Annotated in this window: 15 protein-coding genes and 1 pseudogene; 8 read left to right on the top strand and 8 right to left on the bottom strand. The window is 45.1% G+C overall.

Translation table 11 applies throughout. The features are described 5' to 3' along the window. Positions 1-43 precede the first annotated feature (43 nt). Positions 44-2,287, bottom strand: a complete 2,244-nt coding sequence (locus Q369_RS28065) for an ABC transporter permease (RefSeq protein ID WP_374754363.1) — start codon at positions 2,285-2,287, stop codon at positions 44-46. A gap of 12 nt (positions 2,288-2,299) precedes the next feature. Next, a complete protein-coding gene (locus tag Q369_RS29785) occupies positions 2,300-2,425 on the bottom strand; it encodes a hypothetical protein (RefSeq protein ID WP_310589032.1) in 126 nt (41 codons plus the stop codon). A 358-nt stretch (positions 2,426-2,783) separates the two neighbouring features. On the opposite strand from Q369_RS29785, the gene Q369_RS0124080 reads away from it, so the two are divergent. The 5 genes from Q369_RS0124080 to Q369_RS0124100 all read left to right on the top strand — a co-directional run bounded on the left by Q369_RS0124080 (position 2,784) and on the right by Q369_RS0124100 (position 7,175). Next, entirely contained in the window at positions 2,784-3,557 is a 774-nt protein-coding gene (locus Q369_RS0124080; protein WP_157488297.1) for a hypothetical protein, read from the top strand. A 191-nt stretch (positions 3,558-3,748) separates the two neighbouring features. Further along, complete coding sequence (locus tag Q369_RS0124085) at positions 3,749-4,627, top strand: helix-turn-helix domain-containing protein (RefSeq protein ID WP_031530280.1); 879 nt, start codon at positions 3,749-3,751, stop codon at positions 4,625-4,627. 180 nt (positions 4,628-4,807) lie between these two features. Next, positions 4,808-5,266, top strand: coding sequence for an MFS transporter (locus Q369_RS0124090; RefSeq protein WP_035333788.1), 459 nt, complete (start codon positions 4,808-4,810; stop codon positions 5,264-5,266). A 41-nt stretch (positions 5,267-5,307) separates the two neighbouring features. After that, positions 5,308-6,582 carry a cyclophilin-like fold protein gene (locus Q369_RS0124095; RefSeq protein ID WP_205624356.1) on the top strand — a complete coding sequence of 425 codons (1,275 nt, stop codon included), beginning with the start codon at positions 5,308-5,310 and terminating at the stop codon, positions 6,580-6,582. A 92-nt stretch (positions 6,583-6,674) separates the two neighbouring features. Beyond that, positions 6,675-7,175 carry a cupin domain-containing protein gene (locus Q369_RS0124100; RefSeq protein ID WP_031530283.1) on the top strand — a complete coding sequence of 167 codons (501 nt, stop codon included), beginning with the start codon at positions 6,675-6,677 and terminating at the stop codon, positions 7,173-7,175. A 68-nt stretch (positions 7,176-7,243) separates the two neighbouring features. Here the strand turns inward: Q369_RS0124100 and Q369_RS29610 are convergent. Beyond that, a pseudogene (locus tag Q369_RS29610) lies at positions 7,244-7,348 on the bottom strand (AraC family transcriptional regulator); the annotation flags it as partial. Between the two features lie 85 nt (positions 7,349-7,433). On the opposite strand from Q369_RS29610, the gene Q369_RS0124110 reads away from it, so the two are divergent. Further along, complete coding sequence (locus tag Q369_RS0124110; RefSeq protein WP_205624358.1) at positions 7,434-8,177, top strand: SDR family oxidoreductase; 744 nt, start codon at positions 7,434-7,436, stop codon at positions 8,175-8,177. Between the two features lie 91 nt (positions 8,178-8,268). Here Q369_RS0124110 and Q369_RS0124115 read toward each other — a convergent pair whose 3' ends face one another. The 5 genes from Q369_RS0124115 to Q369_RS0124135 form a co-directional block, all read right to left on the bottom strand. Continuing rightward, on the bottom strand, positions 8,269-9,435 hold the full coding sequence (locus Q369_RS0124115; protein ID WP_051664260.1) for a lycopene cyclase family protein: 1,167 nt from the start codon (positions 9,433-9,435) through the stop codon (positions 8,269-8,271). A 63-nt stretch (positions 9,436-9,498) separates the two neighbouring features. Continuing rightward, positions 9,499-10,122, bottom strand: a complete 624-nt coding sequence (locus Q369_RS0124120) for an NAD(P)-dependent oxidoreductase (RefSeq protein ID WP_031530287.1) — start codon at positions 10,120-10,122, stop codon at positions 9,499-9,501. Continuing rightward, positions 10,119-10,928 (bottom strand): inositol monophosphatase family protein, encoded by an 810-nt coding sequence (locus Q369_RS0124125; protein ID WP_031530288.1) that lies wholly within the window; start codon positions 10,926-10,928, stop codon positions 10,119-10,121. Before Q369_RS0124125 ends, Q369_RS0124120 begins: the two co-directional genes overlap by 4 nt. A gap of 80 nt (positions 10,929-11,008) precedes the next feature. Further along, positions 11,009-11,866: a helix-turn-helix domain-containing protein gene (locus Q369_RS28585; protein ID WP_157488298.1), complete on the bottom strand. Its 858-nt coding sequence runs from the start codon at positions 11,864-11,866 to the stop codon at positions 11,009-11,011. A 185-nt stretch (positions 11,867-12,051) separates the two neighbouring features. Next, positions 12,052-13,383 (bottom strand): DUF2927 domain-containing protein, encoded by a 1,332-nt coding sequence (locus Q369_RS0124135; protein ID WP_031530290.1) that lies wholly within the window; start codon positions 13,381-13,383, stop codon positions 12,052-12,054. Between the two features lie 224 nt (positions 13,384-13,607). On the opposite strand from Q369_RS0124135, the gene Q369_RS0124140 reads away from it, so the two are divergent. Both Q369_RS0124140 and Q369_RS0124145 read left to right on the top strand, forming a co-directional pair. Continuing rightward, complete coding sequence (locus Q369_RS0124140) at positions 13,608-14,177, top strand: DJ-1/PfpI family protein (RefSeq protein ID WP_031530291.1); 570 nt, start codon at positions 13,608-13,610, stop codon at positions 14,175-14,177. Positions 14,178-14,840: 663 nt separating this feature from the next. After that, the gene (locus Q369_RS0124145) at positions 14,841-15,197 is read left to right on the top strand and encodes a hypothetical protein (RefSeq protein ID WP_169739288.1); all 357 of its coding nucleotides are present in this window, start codon (positions 14,841-14,843) and stop codon (positions 15,195-15,197) included. Positions 15,198-15,366: the final 169 nt, after the last annotated feature.

The raw sequence follows: 15,366 nt of genomic DNA on the forward strand, positions 1-15,366 counted from the left end.
GCTTATTGTTTAACCTGCCGGCATTGATGATAGCCCGGATCGTTCATTCAGATTTCAGCGATTTAACAGGATTCATTAACCCTGCTTTAACACTTTGAAAACTAATGGTCAGCAGCGCAACCGCCAGTGAAAGTGAACCAGCAAATGCGAAAACCCGCCAGCCTATATCAATCTTGTAAGCGAAGTTTTGTAGCCATTGATTCATCACATACCATGCAAGGGGAGAAGCAATGACAATTGCGATGAGTACCAGTTTTACAAAATCTTTGGACAACAAAGAAACAATGCTCGCCACGGATGCGCCCAGCACTTTTCGGACGCCGATCTCCTTCACACGTTGCTCGGCTGTGAAAGCTGCCAAACCAAATAATCCAAGGCAGGCAATGAATATAGCCAGAAGTGCGAAAATGGTTGAAAGCGTACCGACTATCGTTTCCCCTTTGTAAATCTGTTGGTAATCGTTGTCTACAAACGAATAGGCAAATGGGAAGTTGGGGTTTAGTTTCTTGTAGACCTTTTCAATACCATCAAGAGCAGCTTTGGTTTTCCCAGGCTGAGTCCGAATTAAGATGTTACCGTAATGACCATTAGCGAGGCGAATGATCAGAGGTGTGATGGGTTCGTGAAGTGAGTTGAAATGGAAATCTTCAATCACGCCCACTATTTTTCCGGGTTTGTCCCAGAATGTGAGTGGCTGACCCACAGGATCTTTATAACCAATGCGTTTTGCCGCTGCCTGGTTGATCAGATAGCTGCTGGAATCCGTTGCCAAATGCCGGGAGAAGTCACGGCCCGCGACAAATCTGAGTTTCAAAGTCTTGGCGAAATCATAACCTACGGCTGTGTTATTAAATGAAATAGCAGCCTCGGGATCCTTTCCGGTCCAGCTCACTCCTTCGGTGGTGCTTCCATTGCCCAAAGGGCCGCCATACATATTTGTAACAGATTGTATGCCACTCATCGCCAGCAACTGCTGCTTATACAGAGGATATATTTTCGCCAACTCCCCTTCGACCGGAATGCTGATCAAATTCTCACGCTCATAGCCGAGGTTCTTGGTTTGAATGTATTGAAGTTGCTGGTAAACCACGACCGTACCTACAATCAAAAGCATGGACATTACAAACTGAAAAACCACCAAACCGCGCCGAAATAACTGAGCGCCCATGCCATTACCGAGCCGCGACAACGCGCCGGCACCTTTCAGCACTCTGATCGGATCCAGAGAAGACAAGAATAGCGCAGGATAACTGCCTGACAAAACACCGGTCACCACCAACAGCCCGAATAAGCCCATCCAAAACAAAGGCTGCTGCCAGGGCAGAAATAATTGCTTATCGGTAAGTTGATTGAAAACGGGCAAAAACAGGACAACCAGCACAAGAGCTGTTAGGAGCGAAAGAGTCGTCATAAGCATTGCTTCACTCATAAACTGGCCAACAAGTGACGCATGTCCGGCACCGACAACTTTACGTACTCCCACTTCTCTCGCCCTTTTCGAAGATCTTGCCGTGGCCAGATTCATAAAATTGATTACCGCGATCAGCAATAAAAAGACAGCAACAACAGCCAATAACCTTACATACTCGATACGCCCGCCAAAGGGATAACCGTCCTTAAAACCCGAGTAGAGGTGTGCCTCGGTTTCTGGCTGAAGAAAAAGATTGATATAGAAAGTCTTGCCAAAATCGGTGTTACGTCCTTTCAGAAACCATTTGAGCTTGTCATTAAACCTGCTGGGATCAGCATCCGCCCGGAGTTGAAATCTTGTTTTTGGACCTGCATTGGTCCATTCTTTCAGCCAGGAGTTCTTGGACATAAAGTCCTGCCAGCTTAATAGAAAGTCATATTGATCCGATGAATTGGCAGGCAGATTCTCAAAAACAGCAGTGACCTGATAATTTAAAGTATTGTCAAACTGGATGGATTTGCCAAGCGCCTTTTCCGGATTGCCAAAATAGATCTCTGCAAGTTTTCTTGAAATTGCGATACTATTCGGTGCATTGAGCGCGGTGGCAGGTGTGCCGGCAAGAAGTGGGATGCTGTACATTTTAAACCAATCGGACCCGGCGTAACATCCGGTTTGTTTGGCAGTTTTATTTCCTACTCCCAGTAAATGGCCTTCCTGCCAGGAAAAGCCCGCTGCATGAACCACTTCGGGAAATTGCTTTTTTAATTCATCAGCCAGTAAACCGGGCGTATCATCGTCTGTAACAATTTTGCCGTCGGTAAATTCATGCTCCATTACACGATATAAATTAGGCGAATTATCGTATTGCGTACCAATACTGAGCTCATCCTAGATCCACAGGAAAATGAGCAAAGCGGAAGCCATTCCCAACGCCAAACCCAAAATATTGATCACCGAAAACGCTTTGTTGCGAAGCAGATTTCGCCGGGCAATTTTGAAGTAGTTAGTAAACATAGACGGGCTGGTTAGTGAGTTGTATGAACAGCTTTTTCAGTAAGTTCATCAGCCATATAGCTTCCTGATTTGCTGGTAAAATAACCTGCCAATACAATTTTCATTGCTAAATCATTGACTATCATGTTGATAAAGTACAGATTCAATGTGGCAGTGTTCACCACCGGACGGTTTCTGTCCGGTTTCAAACCTATTTTGGCGTGGGACTTAACACATCCATTCAGGTGTCCGTCCAGTTGTGTACAAAAACATTGTTCTTGGCGTGTTTTCGCACCCAACCAGCAGCCTATGTATTGTAGTTTATTTTATTGACAGGGATAAACCTGCCAATCATCTTTAAACACTCAATACCATGGTGATGAAAAAAGATCTTTTTATTCTGTCAATCGCGCTCTTATTTGTGCAGCTTGTTGCGTGCGAACGGAGTTTGATACCTGATGATTCAGAACTGCGCGCCAGCAGTGATACTTTGGAGAATCAGTCCTCACCCCGGCACATTGCCACCAAAACAACTACCGACATCAAGCTGAGGGATAATCACGTGTTTGAACTGATCAATGGCACTAGCACGAAGGTGATGTGGAAGGTTGCCCCAGCGGCCACGATCCTCCATATAGGAACAAAGGCAGTTATTCAGTTTCGAAAGCCAGGTTTACACCGGGTGTACGCAATTGACAGCGTGAGCGCCGATACCACGTTTCTGGATGTAACAGTAGCAACTGAAATGGCTTCTGACCCAAAGTATTATGAGCAGGACTTTTACGATAATGACGAGGTATTGATTACACCGCACACATTTCCCGACTCAGCCAACATACTCGAATTGCGCGCGATTACTACCAGAAGCTACGAATGCCTGAATAACCTTCTGATTATTTACCAGGAAAAACAAGGAAATACTTACCGCATCACTTTTGATAAGGTAGCGAGTGGAAATGTGTGCATGGAAGGGGCGAAAAAAGCAGAGAATAGTTCATGGATCAGCAATTCATCGACCGGATCCCGCGAAGGAAACATTGAGATAACTTTTAAAAATAAGCTTTATAAAGGTTCTTTCAGACGAAATGGAGCGTCCTATGAATTTGATTGGGATCACCAGGAGGGGGTGATTTTTACAACTAAAAAGATATAGTGAGCAGACGAAGCTTTTGCGGGTGGCCTCACCAAATGGGCAGAGAGCTCGGATGAAAGCACGTGCCGCTCGGACTTCCATGCATTAGACAAAACTATATCACATCAGGGTTATGAATATCAAACAGACGGGTTTTGTCGTTACAACATGAGCTGTCGAGCATTTCTGTTTGATAATCATAACCTTGAACTATGAAAGACCGTAACATTGCTCCCGTTTCTGAATTTGGTGCTGAGCTCAGAAACCAGGGATTTAAGGTTTTTGAAATTAAGGCTGGTGAAAATGTGGTCAGAACTTATAACCGGAAGGATTTCTATAAAATCTGCCTCGTCACAGGTCGCAGCCTTGTGCAATACGCAGACCGTGGCATTGAAATCGATGCAAAAACCTTGTTCTTCGGCAATCCGCATATTCCATACTCCTGGGAAATCATTTCGGAGGAATATACCGGGTACACCTGTTTGTTTTCGGAAAGCTTTTTAAAAGTCAATGAGCGTTCAGAAAGTCTTCAGGAGAGTCCGTTATTTAAGATAGGAGGGACGCCGATCTTTACATTATCAGAAGAGCAGCGAAACTTCATTGCTTCGATCTTTCAGAAAATGATTGCAGAAGATGCGACAGCTTACATGTTTAAGCATGATCTGATGCGCAACTACATCAATCTGCTGATTCACGAAGCATTGAAAATGCAGCCTGCCGAGAATTTCTTCAGGCATAAGAATGCAGCAGAACGAACCGCTTCTTTGTTCTTCGACCTTTTGGAAAGACAGTTTCCCATTGAAAGTATAGACCACCCAATGCAGTTCAAAACTGCCCAGGAATTTGCCAACCGGCTCTCCGTGCATGTCAATCACCTGAACCGTTCGGTGAAAGAAATCACAGGCAAACCCACCAGTGCCCACATTGCCGAAAGGATCATTATGGAAGCAAAAGCGCTTTTAATCCACACGGACTGGACAGTCGCCGAAATCGGCTATGCGCTTGGTTTTGAGTACCCTGCCTACTTCAACAACTATTTCAAAAGGCTCACCGGCACTGTACCATCTTCGGTACGAATGCAAACTGCGTGATATCCATAATGACCCGTTTGATTATCATCATAACAGGGTAGTAGCTCGGGATATCTTTGTAAAACGAGGTCCGACGAGTTACCACCCAGTTATGAGAAATTGCGACGCTTTCATTCCAGCTTACCCGCCTTTTCATCTCAATTAAATCCTAGTCCATCTTACTGTCGGCATGGGTCGGGAATGTCGATTGTCACTGCGTTATTGATTTTCCTGGGCGGTAGTATGGTTGTTACCTCCCTGTTTATCGCGGTTTGGGGATTTGCATTCGGAAGTGTGCAGGTGGGCTGGCCGACCTGCATTAGCCTTGCAGTTCCCGATGAAGTCGAAAGTGGTGGCAGCGTGCTGGTTGCGACAACACAGCTTGCAATTACACTCGGTGCAGGCTTAGGCGGGCTGGTATTTGACCCCGTAGGGATTGAAGGCACATTCGGGCTGGGAAGTCTGGTTTGGCTTTGCACGGAACATTCTCATCTGTCCTGTTTGATATTCATAACATATCGCTTGATATCCATTGGACATTGCAGTACGGATCCCGGTAATTTTGAAATATCGAAAAGCAAGCGACAATGCCGGCTAAATTTTCTTGACAGAAATTTAACCGACGATATCATCAATGAGCTGACATACTGGCTAATATGATATCAGTTGGTGCTAAGATGAATCACAAAATAAAACGTCAAATGAACAATTTAAAACGGCTCGGCAGCATTGCCATAGCCATACTAGTAATGATGATAATTAGCAAAAACGCAATGGCCCAGGACTTGTCCAATGGAGCTGATAATTTCTACAAAAGTGATCAAGTGACGATCAAAAAGGTCACTTTCAAAAATCAATATAATATGAAGGTGGCGGCTAATCTTTTTACTCCAAAATATTTAGATCAAAAAGCAAAAAATGCCGCAATCATTGTCGGTCACCCGATGGGGGCTGTAAAGGAGCAGAGCGCAAACCTGTATGCCACTAAAATGGCTGAAAAGGGATTTGTTGCCTTATCTCTGGACCTGTCATTCTGGGGAGAGAGTGAAGGAGAGCCGAGGAATGCGGTCGCGCCGGATATTTATGCGGAAGATTTCAGTGCTGCGGTGGATTACCTGGGTACTCACGCATTTGTGGACCGCGAGCGGATCGGTGTGCTCGGGATTTGCGGGAGCGGAAGTTTTGTGATCAGTGCGGCAAAGATCGACCCGCGCATGAAAGCCATCGCAACCGTTAGCATGTACGACATGGGAGCAGCTAACCGCAATGCGCTCAATCATTCATTAACCCTGGAACAACGCAAAAAGATCATCGCTGAAGCAGCGCAGCAGCGCTATACCGAATTCACAGGCGATGAACCGAAGCTTACCGGCGGAACGGTTGACGAGCTGACCAAATCCGCGAATGCCATTGAGCGGGAATTTTATGACTTCTACCGCACCAGCCGCGGAGCATATACGCCAAAAGGGTACACTCCAAAACAGACCACACACCCGACGCTCGCGACCAACACCAAGTTTATGAATTTTTATCCCTTCAATGATATCGAGACCATTTCACCGCGTCCAATGCTGTTCATTGCAGGTGAAAATGCGCATTCCATTGAATTCAGTCAGGATGCCTACAAGCTTGCCGGGCATCCCAAGGAACTTGTGATTGTACCAGGAGCAGGACACGTGGATTTGTATGACCGGGTAAACTTAATTCCGTGGGACAAACTGGAATCCTTCTTCAAGAAGAACCTGAACTCCAAAGCGGAAGGTACGGTTGGGCTGCTGCCGGGAACCAATGCCTCCAACCCTCGCAACATCACAGCCGGCGATCTGATGCTTTACGGCTCTGCCACGCTGGTGCTTTTTTATGAGTCATTCCCTACTTCGTACAGCTATACCAGGCTCGGGAAAATAGACAATCCATCCGGCCTTGCTGCGGCTGTCGGTAAAGGTTCGGTTTCGGTGCGTTTTGAATTGGAGTAGGAATGTTCAATAATGGGCTTGGCCTAATAATTAGGCAGTTAAGCAGTCATCCGAGAGAGTCGCAAATAGTGTCTTCACCTAACAAGCAGCAAATGAAAAATACCAGAAATAACATCGTAACAAGGCTATTATTGACTTTTGCCGCGGCTGCACTAATCACTTTTCAGGGATTTTCGCAATCGAAATCCAATGCAGACGCAGAGCAGGCTATTTTTCCAAAAGGCGAACAGGGGCCGGCGTCGCATTTTACCGGAAAGGCCTTCAATTATGGCTTGGTAGAAAGTGATTCGACCTATAATACAGTTGTAGGAAACGTGTTTTTCGAACCCGGCGCCAGGTCAAACTGGCATAAACATCCGGCCGGCCAGGTTCTGATTATTACGGCGGGCGAGGGCTATCACCAATTAAAAGGAAAACCGATAGAGAAAATGCGGAGAGGCGATGTTGTGAAATGTCCTCCTAACGTGGAGCATTGGCACGGCGCGAGCCCCGACAGCAGTCTGCACCAGATGTATATCATTCCGAATACTGAAAAGGGGATCGTTGAATGGCTACAACCAGTCACCGACAAGGAGTACGATGCATTTAAATAATATTTCAGCACCAAAAAATTCATCCTAAGCTGATGAATGATTGCGAAGCAGGCCTGACGTTCGCCTTGAAAAATGCTGGGATATTTAAAGCCCATTTCAAATGCGATCTCGCTTACTGTTTTCGTCTGGTCAAAAATTCTTTCTTTGGCTACATCAATCAGTTTTGCCTGGACGTTAACGCACCGCAAATTTCCTCGGACGCAATTGGAGAATAGCATTATGAAACGGTAAAGAATTAAATCAGATTATTAAATAATAATGGAAAATATCAAAGGAAAAGTAGTTGTCATTACCGGCGCAAGCAGCGGGATGGGCGAAGCAGCCGCAAAGCACTTGGCAAACCTCGGGGCAACCGTTGTGCTGGGCGCACGAAGAGCGGATAAAATTGAAAAGCTTTCAAAAGAAATCAATGACAATGGTGGCAAATCTCTTGCAATTGCCGTGGACGTGACCAAACGGGAACAGGTAAAGCAGTTCGTCGATTCGGCAGTGAAGCATTTCGGCCGGGTGGATGTAATCCTGAATAACGCAGGAATAATGCCGCTGTCACCCATTGATCGCCTCAATGTCGACGAGTGGGATACCATGATCGATGTGAACATCAAGGGTGTGCTGAATGGCATTGCAGCTGTGCTGCCTTATATGAAAGAGCAGAAATCAGGCCAGATCATTAATACTTCTTCCGTGGCGGGACATAAAATATTCGGCGGTTCTGCCGTGTATTCCGCTACCAAGTTTGCCGTGCGGGCATTGACCGAAGGGTTACGAATGGAGGTGAAGCCTTACAATATCCGCACCACAATTGTTTGTCCTGGTGCGGTGAAGACCGAACTGCTCGAACATATCACGGAAGCAGATATCCAGAAAGCCAACGAGGATTATGTAGGAGCGGTAGGAATCAGTCCTGATAGTTTTGCGCGTGTGGTTGCTTTCGCGATCAGTCAGCCCCATGAAGTGGATATCAATGAAGTGATCTTCCGGCCGACAGCGCAGGAACTGTGACAGGGCCGTTTTGGGCAGCTTATAGAAGGTTATTGAAACAGAATCTTAACGGATTCTGCCTCAGCCCTGTCCAAGAGCTCTCATATAGACGTTACTTAAAGCTTTTAAGGAAAGCATAACAGAACGGCTGGATGAAATGTCTCGCCTTTAAACTGCCCATAATTTGTAAATCTTCGGCAATTGTGCTTTCCGAGTCGAGAAACGAGAAGATCGTTTTTGCTTTGACATTGGTAAATAAATCGGTGAAGATCTGGTGTCCCTGGTACTTATTGTTGTCTAAAACATTCAAAATAGTCGCATCCAATAATTGATGCTTGTAGTTTATGTTTTCAGTTATCGAAAATGGATGGCCGTGTTTCCGGTAGGACGCCAGGATCTTGGAAATTGTCTTCTGCGTATTAGTGAAAGTATATCCCGACGAAGCCCGGGTGTCCCCGCCGATTGTACCAATATGCATGATGTTTGCAGACCTTCTTCGAAATTGGAAGTCGGTCATAGGAATAACACCAAATTCACTTTCCAGGATTTGGTAATCAGTGATTCCCAGGACAGCTGTTAGGTAGTCAGCTATCTTTTTGTCATAATCAGCTTGTTGCAGCAGGGTTTTAGAGAAGATCGTGTATTCCACAAAAACATCCTGTTCAGATATGGGTAAGACATAAAAGAATGTGGTCCCGTTTTCCTGCGATGTCCTGTAATCCATCAGGTACATTTCCGTGGAGCTGCTTTTCAACTGTTCCGTCCGTATGGTAACACCCTTAAAATGTTGGAGAAAGTACTGATCCGATTTGCTGAGCTCGGGCTTCGTGTAAACCGAATTGAAGATGTATTTTCCCTGATACGAAGCTTGCCCCGTATCGACCCTGCCCCCGTTTGCAATGTTTTGAATAGATTTGATCTCACCGTAAACGAAAGTTACCTGTCTGCACCCGCTCAAAAAGGAAAGCACATGTTGATAGAAATCAATGCTGCGGATCATGTTATAAGTGTAGCGGCCATTTTCCAGCCTGATTTGCCTGCCTTCATTCGAAAAAAAAGACAGCTGTTTCCATGAACGATAGATAACATCCTGAAAGGGTGAGGCCACTTCTTCATTCTGCCAGAAACACCAGGTCCGGTCGTTTTTGACTTTTGGCTCCTTATCTATAATAAGTATCTTTTCGTTTTGCCATATACCTTCCTTTATCGCCCGGTAAGCCAGACTCAGGCCTGCCAGCCCACTGCCGGTTATAATGATGTCAAACTGCTCAACTTCCATAAAATCTTCATCTTGTAAATAGTAGCGCCAGGATTAGGGCATATGCATTTAAGGTGACAATAACTAAGTAATTGTCACTTTTTTGCCAATATGAGCAGGATTTTCAGCTTCTGTTACCAGGTACGATGCAACATTCTTTCTACTGACTTTTCCCACTTTCATATCCGGCTCCAAGGTTTGCATGATGCGGAAAGGTTCTGCGGATGATTTGTTGGTAAGTATGCCAGGTCTGACAATCTCCCAATTCATCGTGCTTTTCGTGATCATATCTTCCATCAATGTCTTATCTGCATACTGATCTTTCAGAAATAAGTAGATCACTGCCTTCATAAAGATATTCAGATAAGGCTTGCTATCCCCGGCACCAAAGCCCGTAACAATAATAACCGGCTTCTGATAATCCAGATCTTCACTGGCACTGACCAGGGCTCTTGCGATCCCGGAAAAAAGCGTGGTTCCTTTTTTTTCTTTGGTGCCTACTGTTATCACAACAGCGTCAGCCAGGGCCATGACTTTCTTTAACTCATCCGCGCTGGTGGCACTTGCATTTACTTTTGTCAGCATTGGGTGTTCACGCATTTGGCTGGTGTCACGCGACATAGCAATCATGTGGTGCCCTCTTTCTAGTCCTAAGTACACGGCCTCCCGCCCGATCCCGGCTGCTGCTCCTATTACTGCAATATTCATATGTTTTCCGGTTTTTCGGTTAAAAATATGTTTACTGCCTCAGGCGTCCCTGCAAGCAAATTCTCGTTTCCCCACTTCCAGTCACCGCCATTGCTGGACCGGATCACTGCGCCTGCCTCTTCTGCAATCAGCAGCCCCGCCAGCCAGTTATGCGTATCCAGATCTTCCTGCAAAAACAGATCAATCCTTCCAGCTCCCACGTAAGCAATTTGCAATCCATGGGGTCCATAGTTTCTTACTACGCCAAACCGTGACAAAAGTTTTGAAAAAGCTGCTTCCATTTTTGCTTTCCAGCTGCTGTCGGTTTTTAATTGATGCCCGTATTCCAGAACTGCGACCATGTTAGAAGTCTCATGCTTTTTGCTAACCTGCAATTTGACATTATTCAGGAAACTACCGCCGCCTTTTACTGCCCAAAAAAGTTCGTCCTGAAAGGGGTCGTAAATGGCCGAAAAAATAGGCTGCCCGTCCCGGATCAATACCAGATTAATGGTCCAACCCGCTATATGCTGCAAATACTGAATGGCGCCATCCATTGTATCACAAAGCCAATATTGCTGATAGTCGGCAGGTTTGGTCTGTGCAGGACCATCAAATTCGTCATCGTCGACCCATGGAGTGCCTGGCAGGATAGGGTCGATCCGCTGCCGCAGCTCGTTAAGGCTGCATTCTTCAATTAATTTCAAACCATTCATCAAATCCTGGTGACTTTGGGGAATTTGATTTTGTCTGAAATCAGCCAGGAAAATTCTACCTACTTCCTTAATCTGGGCCAAAATGACCTTTGTATCGAGTGTTTTATACATTTTTTGATTTGTATTTGTTCAACACAAAGGTATCGGCTCCGGATTGACGGCAGTAAGGCGAAAACACGGTTATGATGGTTCTAAATACGGTATCTCGTCCGGAACTGGGTTGGTGAAAGTTGGGTATGTTTCTTAAAGAGTTTCCCAAAATACAGCGGGTCTTCATAACCGAGCATAAACGCAATCTCGTTGATATTTTTGTCTGTATAAAAAAGAAGGCGTTTGGCTTCTAATACATTCCTCGCCTGGATATGATGGGAAACCGAATGGCCGGATTGCTTGCGGACGAGGTCATTCACATGTACTGCGGATAATGATATAGCCTGTGCATATAAATGCGGCTGTTTCCATTCTTTGAAGTGATCCTGTAACAATGATTGAAATTGCTGGTATATAACCAATCCCCGATCACTTGGTCTGGAAGTTGGTTTTTGCGCAACTGCCAGTGAGATTACAAGTTCGAACAATGCATTAACCAGGTGCAACGATGCGCGATCAAGAAACGCATCGCTGTTTTGTGAGCGTAATGCTTCGATTGCAGTTGATAAAGAAAGGATCAGCTTGGTCGCAACAAAATCGCTATCCAAAAGAACAGGGCCCCTAAATTGAGCATACACCGATGCCAGCATTTCGGGACCTATGACTGCTGCGTCAACATTGAGCAGCCACCCCGTCGCGTTTGACATACCAAGTATCTGGTGAACTTGCTCAGGCCTGATTATCAATGCTGCCTCCTTTTCAATGGACAGTTGCTCGAAATCAACCATCAGTTCCAATGAGCCGGAAGTGACCACCAAGAAAGTAAAGTGATCATCGCGATGCGGCGCGCCTACATCATGCCTTTGATGCTCGGCCACATTCAGCAGATTAGCAATGAGCACCCCTTGTCGCGCGTGTCCACTGATGCTATATTCAGGTATGTCGTTTTGTAGTCTCAATCAGCACTCTGGTGAATTGGCAATGTAGCTATGGATTGTTCAATCGGAAAATCTTTTTTCGATTTTCAATTGTTTCTATAGCACCGCGCTAATAAGCAAAACACAAGAAAGGCGTCTCGTGGAGGTCTAGCATAGGTTACCGTTACAAGGCCGTTGCGCCTAAGTATCTCTGTAATAGGAAGAGCTTAATGAGCTAAGCCACTTTTAATCTTCAAGAATTCCTTGCGATCAAAACCATCAACAAACTCGTTGGCATAAACTATCCTGAGCAGGTCGGCATAATGCTTCGTAAATGAGATTCGCCCATTCTTTACGGTATATAGCTGATCGGTTCTGAGTTTGGTCAACTTAATGGGTACCAGGCTGAAATACAGCGCGCTTATGAGGCTTTTTTGACGGAGTTCTTTGCTGCGGTCACTGAGATTATAGGAGAGAGAGATTTTGTTCTTGATCATTTTAGGATACATGCAGCTCTTTCCGGCCATCGATTTGCCTTCTTGAAAAACCGATTGCTCCTGCTGCTTGTTCTCTGTCAATGATAGCACAATGCCATGGTCAGGTTCAGATGTATCGTGTGGAGCAATTGCTATTTTCAAATTCGGCGACAACTTGCTAAGTTCATTCGCGACATCGGCGATCGTGGCTGAATCCTGTCCGCTAAATGCTCCGAACAGAAAGACATTGACTTCTTTTGGATGTTTTAGCAGTACATCACCCGAAAATATCTCGTCCAGATCCTTCGCCAGCTGCTCGTTTAGGGGGAAATTTTGAAGGTACGTTTGGAGTTTTTCGTTGGAATTGATCGAATAGAGCTGCTCACCAAAGTCTTTTTCAAATGACAACCGCGGATAGTCGGGCAAAACAGCCGGTTCATATAAAAGCCTTAGGACCTGTTTGTCCAGATCGGTAAGTCGCTTTCGTGGATTGGAATTCTGAAAGAACAAGCTGGACGGATAGTTGTAACTGTCGCCGAATATACCAAGCACCTGAACAATCTCTTCCAACAAAACTTTCTGGTGTGATGCTGCAGTTGTGTCGTTACTGCTGAAGTAAATGCCAATCCGGGCCTTGATAAGTCTGCCTTCGTAGCTTTCAGGTATACCAAATCCAAAATGGCTACTGGTGTCGACGCCTTTGGCGGCTAAATCCCCAAAGTCCAGAAAGGAGGCTACTTCCTTCACGTTCCCAAAAAAGATCTGTATTGAACCGATATCAGGCGCTTGGGCAAGACGGCATTGCAAGGGCAGTCCGAGTGTATTGATTTCAGCGATCGCCCCGCGGACGGATGCGCTATCCGCTGCCGATGCGCGCCCTTTGATGACGATCGTGGGATCACTCGTCCATTTCCAAAGATTATCATTATTCCCGCGGGTAAAATCTTCATGATAGACAGTCTCATAAAAGTAATTAACCGTGCGCGCATCATATTTCCGCTTCAAGTCCGAAAGATCCTGTTCCTTAATGGAGGTATTGTCACGACCGCACGACGCAAACGCCAGTAACAATGCAATTAACATCCCGACTTTCGGTAAAGAACCAATTAATCTACAAAGCATATTTCTAACATGGATAGTGGCGGGTATTTACAAGGACCGCACGATATTTGTGGCAAAGGTCGCGGGTTAAGAATGGCTCTATGTTGACTTATTCGCCGGCCGACATTGCTTCCGAATTTTTATCGCTTTTATTGATTTCTCATCTAAATTGGGTCAATTAACACTCATATTCAAATCCTTGCACCATGAACAACAAAATTTTGATTGTCACCGGAGATGGTGGTGAAAGTTACGAAACCCTCTATGCCGTTCACAGATTTCAGGAAGAAGGCGACATTGCCGTAATCGCTGCTCCGAGCAAGCGCAGGCTTAATCTGGTGATGCACGATTTTGAGCTTGGCTGGGATACGTATGTGGAGCGGCCTGGCTATTGTCTGGCGTCTGACTTAACGATTGAGGAAGTGGTGGTGGACGACTATGAAGCCATTTTGCTGCTAGGTGGCCGCGCCCCCGAATACCTGCGCAACCATGCCGGACTTCTGGAAGTAGTCCGCGAGTTTGACCGCCAGGGTAAGTGGGTCTTTGCCATTTGTCACGGTATCCAGATACTGGTTACAGCCGGATTAGCCAAAAACCGCGTCTTGACCGCCTATGAACATGTGCGTACGGAAATCGAAATGGGTGGTGGAACCTATTCAACCGAGCAGGCCGTCCGTGACGGGAACATCGTAACCGGACAGACCTGGCAATCACACCCAGACTTTTATCGCCAAGTTTTTGTTTGTCTCAAAGAAATGGAAGTGATGGAAGATTAGAATTAAGAAAAAATCTTTGAAGGTTTTGAGGTGTTGCTCTGTTTAGCTGATCTTTTTACCGGTGTACCATTCAAGCTTTTCTGGATAAGAGCAAGCCGAAATTCAATGCTGTGTTCTCTATTTTTACCAATAAAAATACCCCCACAAAGTATCTAACTTTTTTGGGGTAGTGCACAATGGTTATTTTTCTATTTTAAAACGTCATTTTTTTCATCGCTCTCGTAGATAAGCTTATCATTCGGATTCAATTCAGATCAAGGCATTCGGTAACTTATTCGGAAACCCGCTTTGCTTACTTAATTAGGGTACCGAATGGACATATTTGAGAGAGGCGATTTTGACCAAGGTTTCTCAAACATCGATGTTTTTTCTAACCTTAAACTGTGAGTATGATGAATTTCAAACAGAACCTGACGGTGATCTTCTGGCTCAGCGAAATTCCCCCATTTTGTTCTCAAGTAGGAGCTGCACTAGGTATTGCAACTTAATTGATTTGAAATTGCAAAGTGATATGCCCGTAATTTAGTCCTTTTATATTTGAACACTTCTTTCCTTAAGATGGCCACTAAATTCGAGATAATTGTTTTCATAATATCAACTCTAAGCCTGAGTAGTTGTGTACAGGACAGTTGGGTGACTAATGATTACGTCGAAGTTGGCAAAATGATGGACACTATAAAAGCACCGTATATCATCGACTTGAAAGATGACGGAAAGAGATTAGTGTTTATTGGATGCGATCATGTTAGAAATGTTCATCATCCTCAATTCCAGTTAATTGAAGCTTTGTTCAAACAAATGTCGCCGCAGATTGCTTTCAACGAAGGAGGACAATTGTCAGACAGCATCAATTTTACAAGTATGAATGAAGCCATACAGGCAAAAGGCGAGACCGGCGCGCTTAAATACTTGTCTGATAGCGCCGGAATTGCTATGATCAACGGAGATGTGGCAGATAGCGTCGAATTTTCAATTATGCTAAACGCTATTCAGCTGATGAACTGCTACTATATTACATGATGGAGCGGTTCGTGATTCCATACCTATACGGCTCTTATGGAACTACCTCGTTCAGGGTACTATATCCAAAAGTTATTAACAAATGGTTTGTCAGTCAGGGCTTTCCACTTAGAAAGGAGCAACAAAGGCTACACTACTTCGAAGAGCTTTATCGAAAGAATATCGGCAA

The sequence above is a fragment of the Dyadobacter crusticola DSM 16708 genome (assembly GCF_000701505.1).
GTDB classification, from domain to species: Bacteria; Bacteroidota; Bacteroidia; order Cytophagales; family Spirosomataceae; genus Dyadobacter; species Dyadobacter crusticola.

What these genes read in the sequence shown, in the direction of transcription:
- Q369_RS29785 (WP_310589032.1), bottom strand. Translation starts at nt 2,425, where the DNA reads ATGTTTACTAACTACTTCAAAATTGCCCGGCGAAATCTGCTTCGCAAC.
- Q369_RS0124080 (WP_157488297.1), top strand. Translation starts at nt 2,784, where the DNA reads ATGAAAAAAGATCTTTTTATTCTGTCAATCGCGCTCTTATTTGTGCAG.
- Q369_RS0124085 (WP_031530280.1), top strand. Translation starts at nt 3,749, where the DNA reads ATGAAAGACCGTAACATTGCTCCCGTTTCTGAATTTGGTGCTGAGCTC.
- Q369_RS0124090 (WP_035333788.1), top strand. Translation starts at nt 4,808, where the DNA reads ATGTCGATTGTCACTGCGTTATTGATTTTCCTGGGCGGTAGTATGGTT.
- Q369_RS0124095 (WP_205624356.1), top strand. Translation starts at nt 5,308, where the DNA reads ATGAACAATTTAAAACGGCTCGGCAGCATTGCCATAGCCATACTAGTA.
- Q369_RS0124100 (WP_031530283.1), top strand. Translation starts at nt 6,675, where the DNA reads ATGAAAAATACCAGAAATAACATCGTAACAAGGCTATTATTGACTTTT.
- Q369_RS0124110 (WP_205624358.1), top strand. Translation starts at nt 7,434, where the DNA reads ATGGAAAATATCAAAGGAAAAGTAGTTGTCATTACCGGCGCAAGCAGC.
- Q369_RS0124115 (WP_051664260.1), bottom strand. Translation starts at nt 9,435, where the DNA reads ATGGAAGTTGAGCAGTTTGACATCATTATAACCGGCAGTGGGCTGGCA.
- Q369_RS0124120 (WP_031530287.1), bottom strand. Translation starts at nt 10,122, where the DNA reads ATGAATATTGCAGTAATAGGAGCAGCAGCCGGGATCGGGCGGGAGGCC.
- Q369_RS0124125 (WP_031530288.1), bottom strand. Translation starts at nt 10,928, where the DNA reads ATGTATAAAACACTCGATACAAAGGTCATTTTGGCCCAGATTAAGGAA.
- Q369_RS0124135 (WP_031530290.1), bottom strand. Translation starts at nt 13,383, where the DNA reads ATGTTAATTGCATTGTTACTGGCGTTTGCGTCGTGCGGTCGTGACAAT.
- Q369_RS0124140 (WP_031530291.1), top strand. Translation starts at nt 13,608, where the DNA reads ATGAACAACAAAATTTTGATTGTCACCGGAGATGGTGGTGAAAGTTAC.
- Q369_RS0124145 (WP_169739288.1), top strand. Translation starts at nt 14,841, where the DNA reads ATGATGGACACTATAAAAGCACCGTATATCATCGACTTGAAAGATGAC.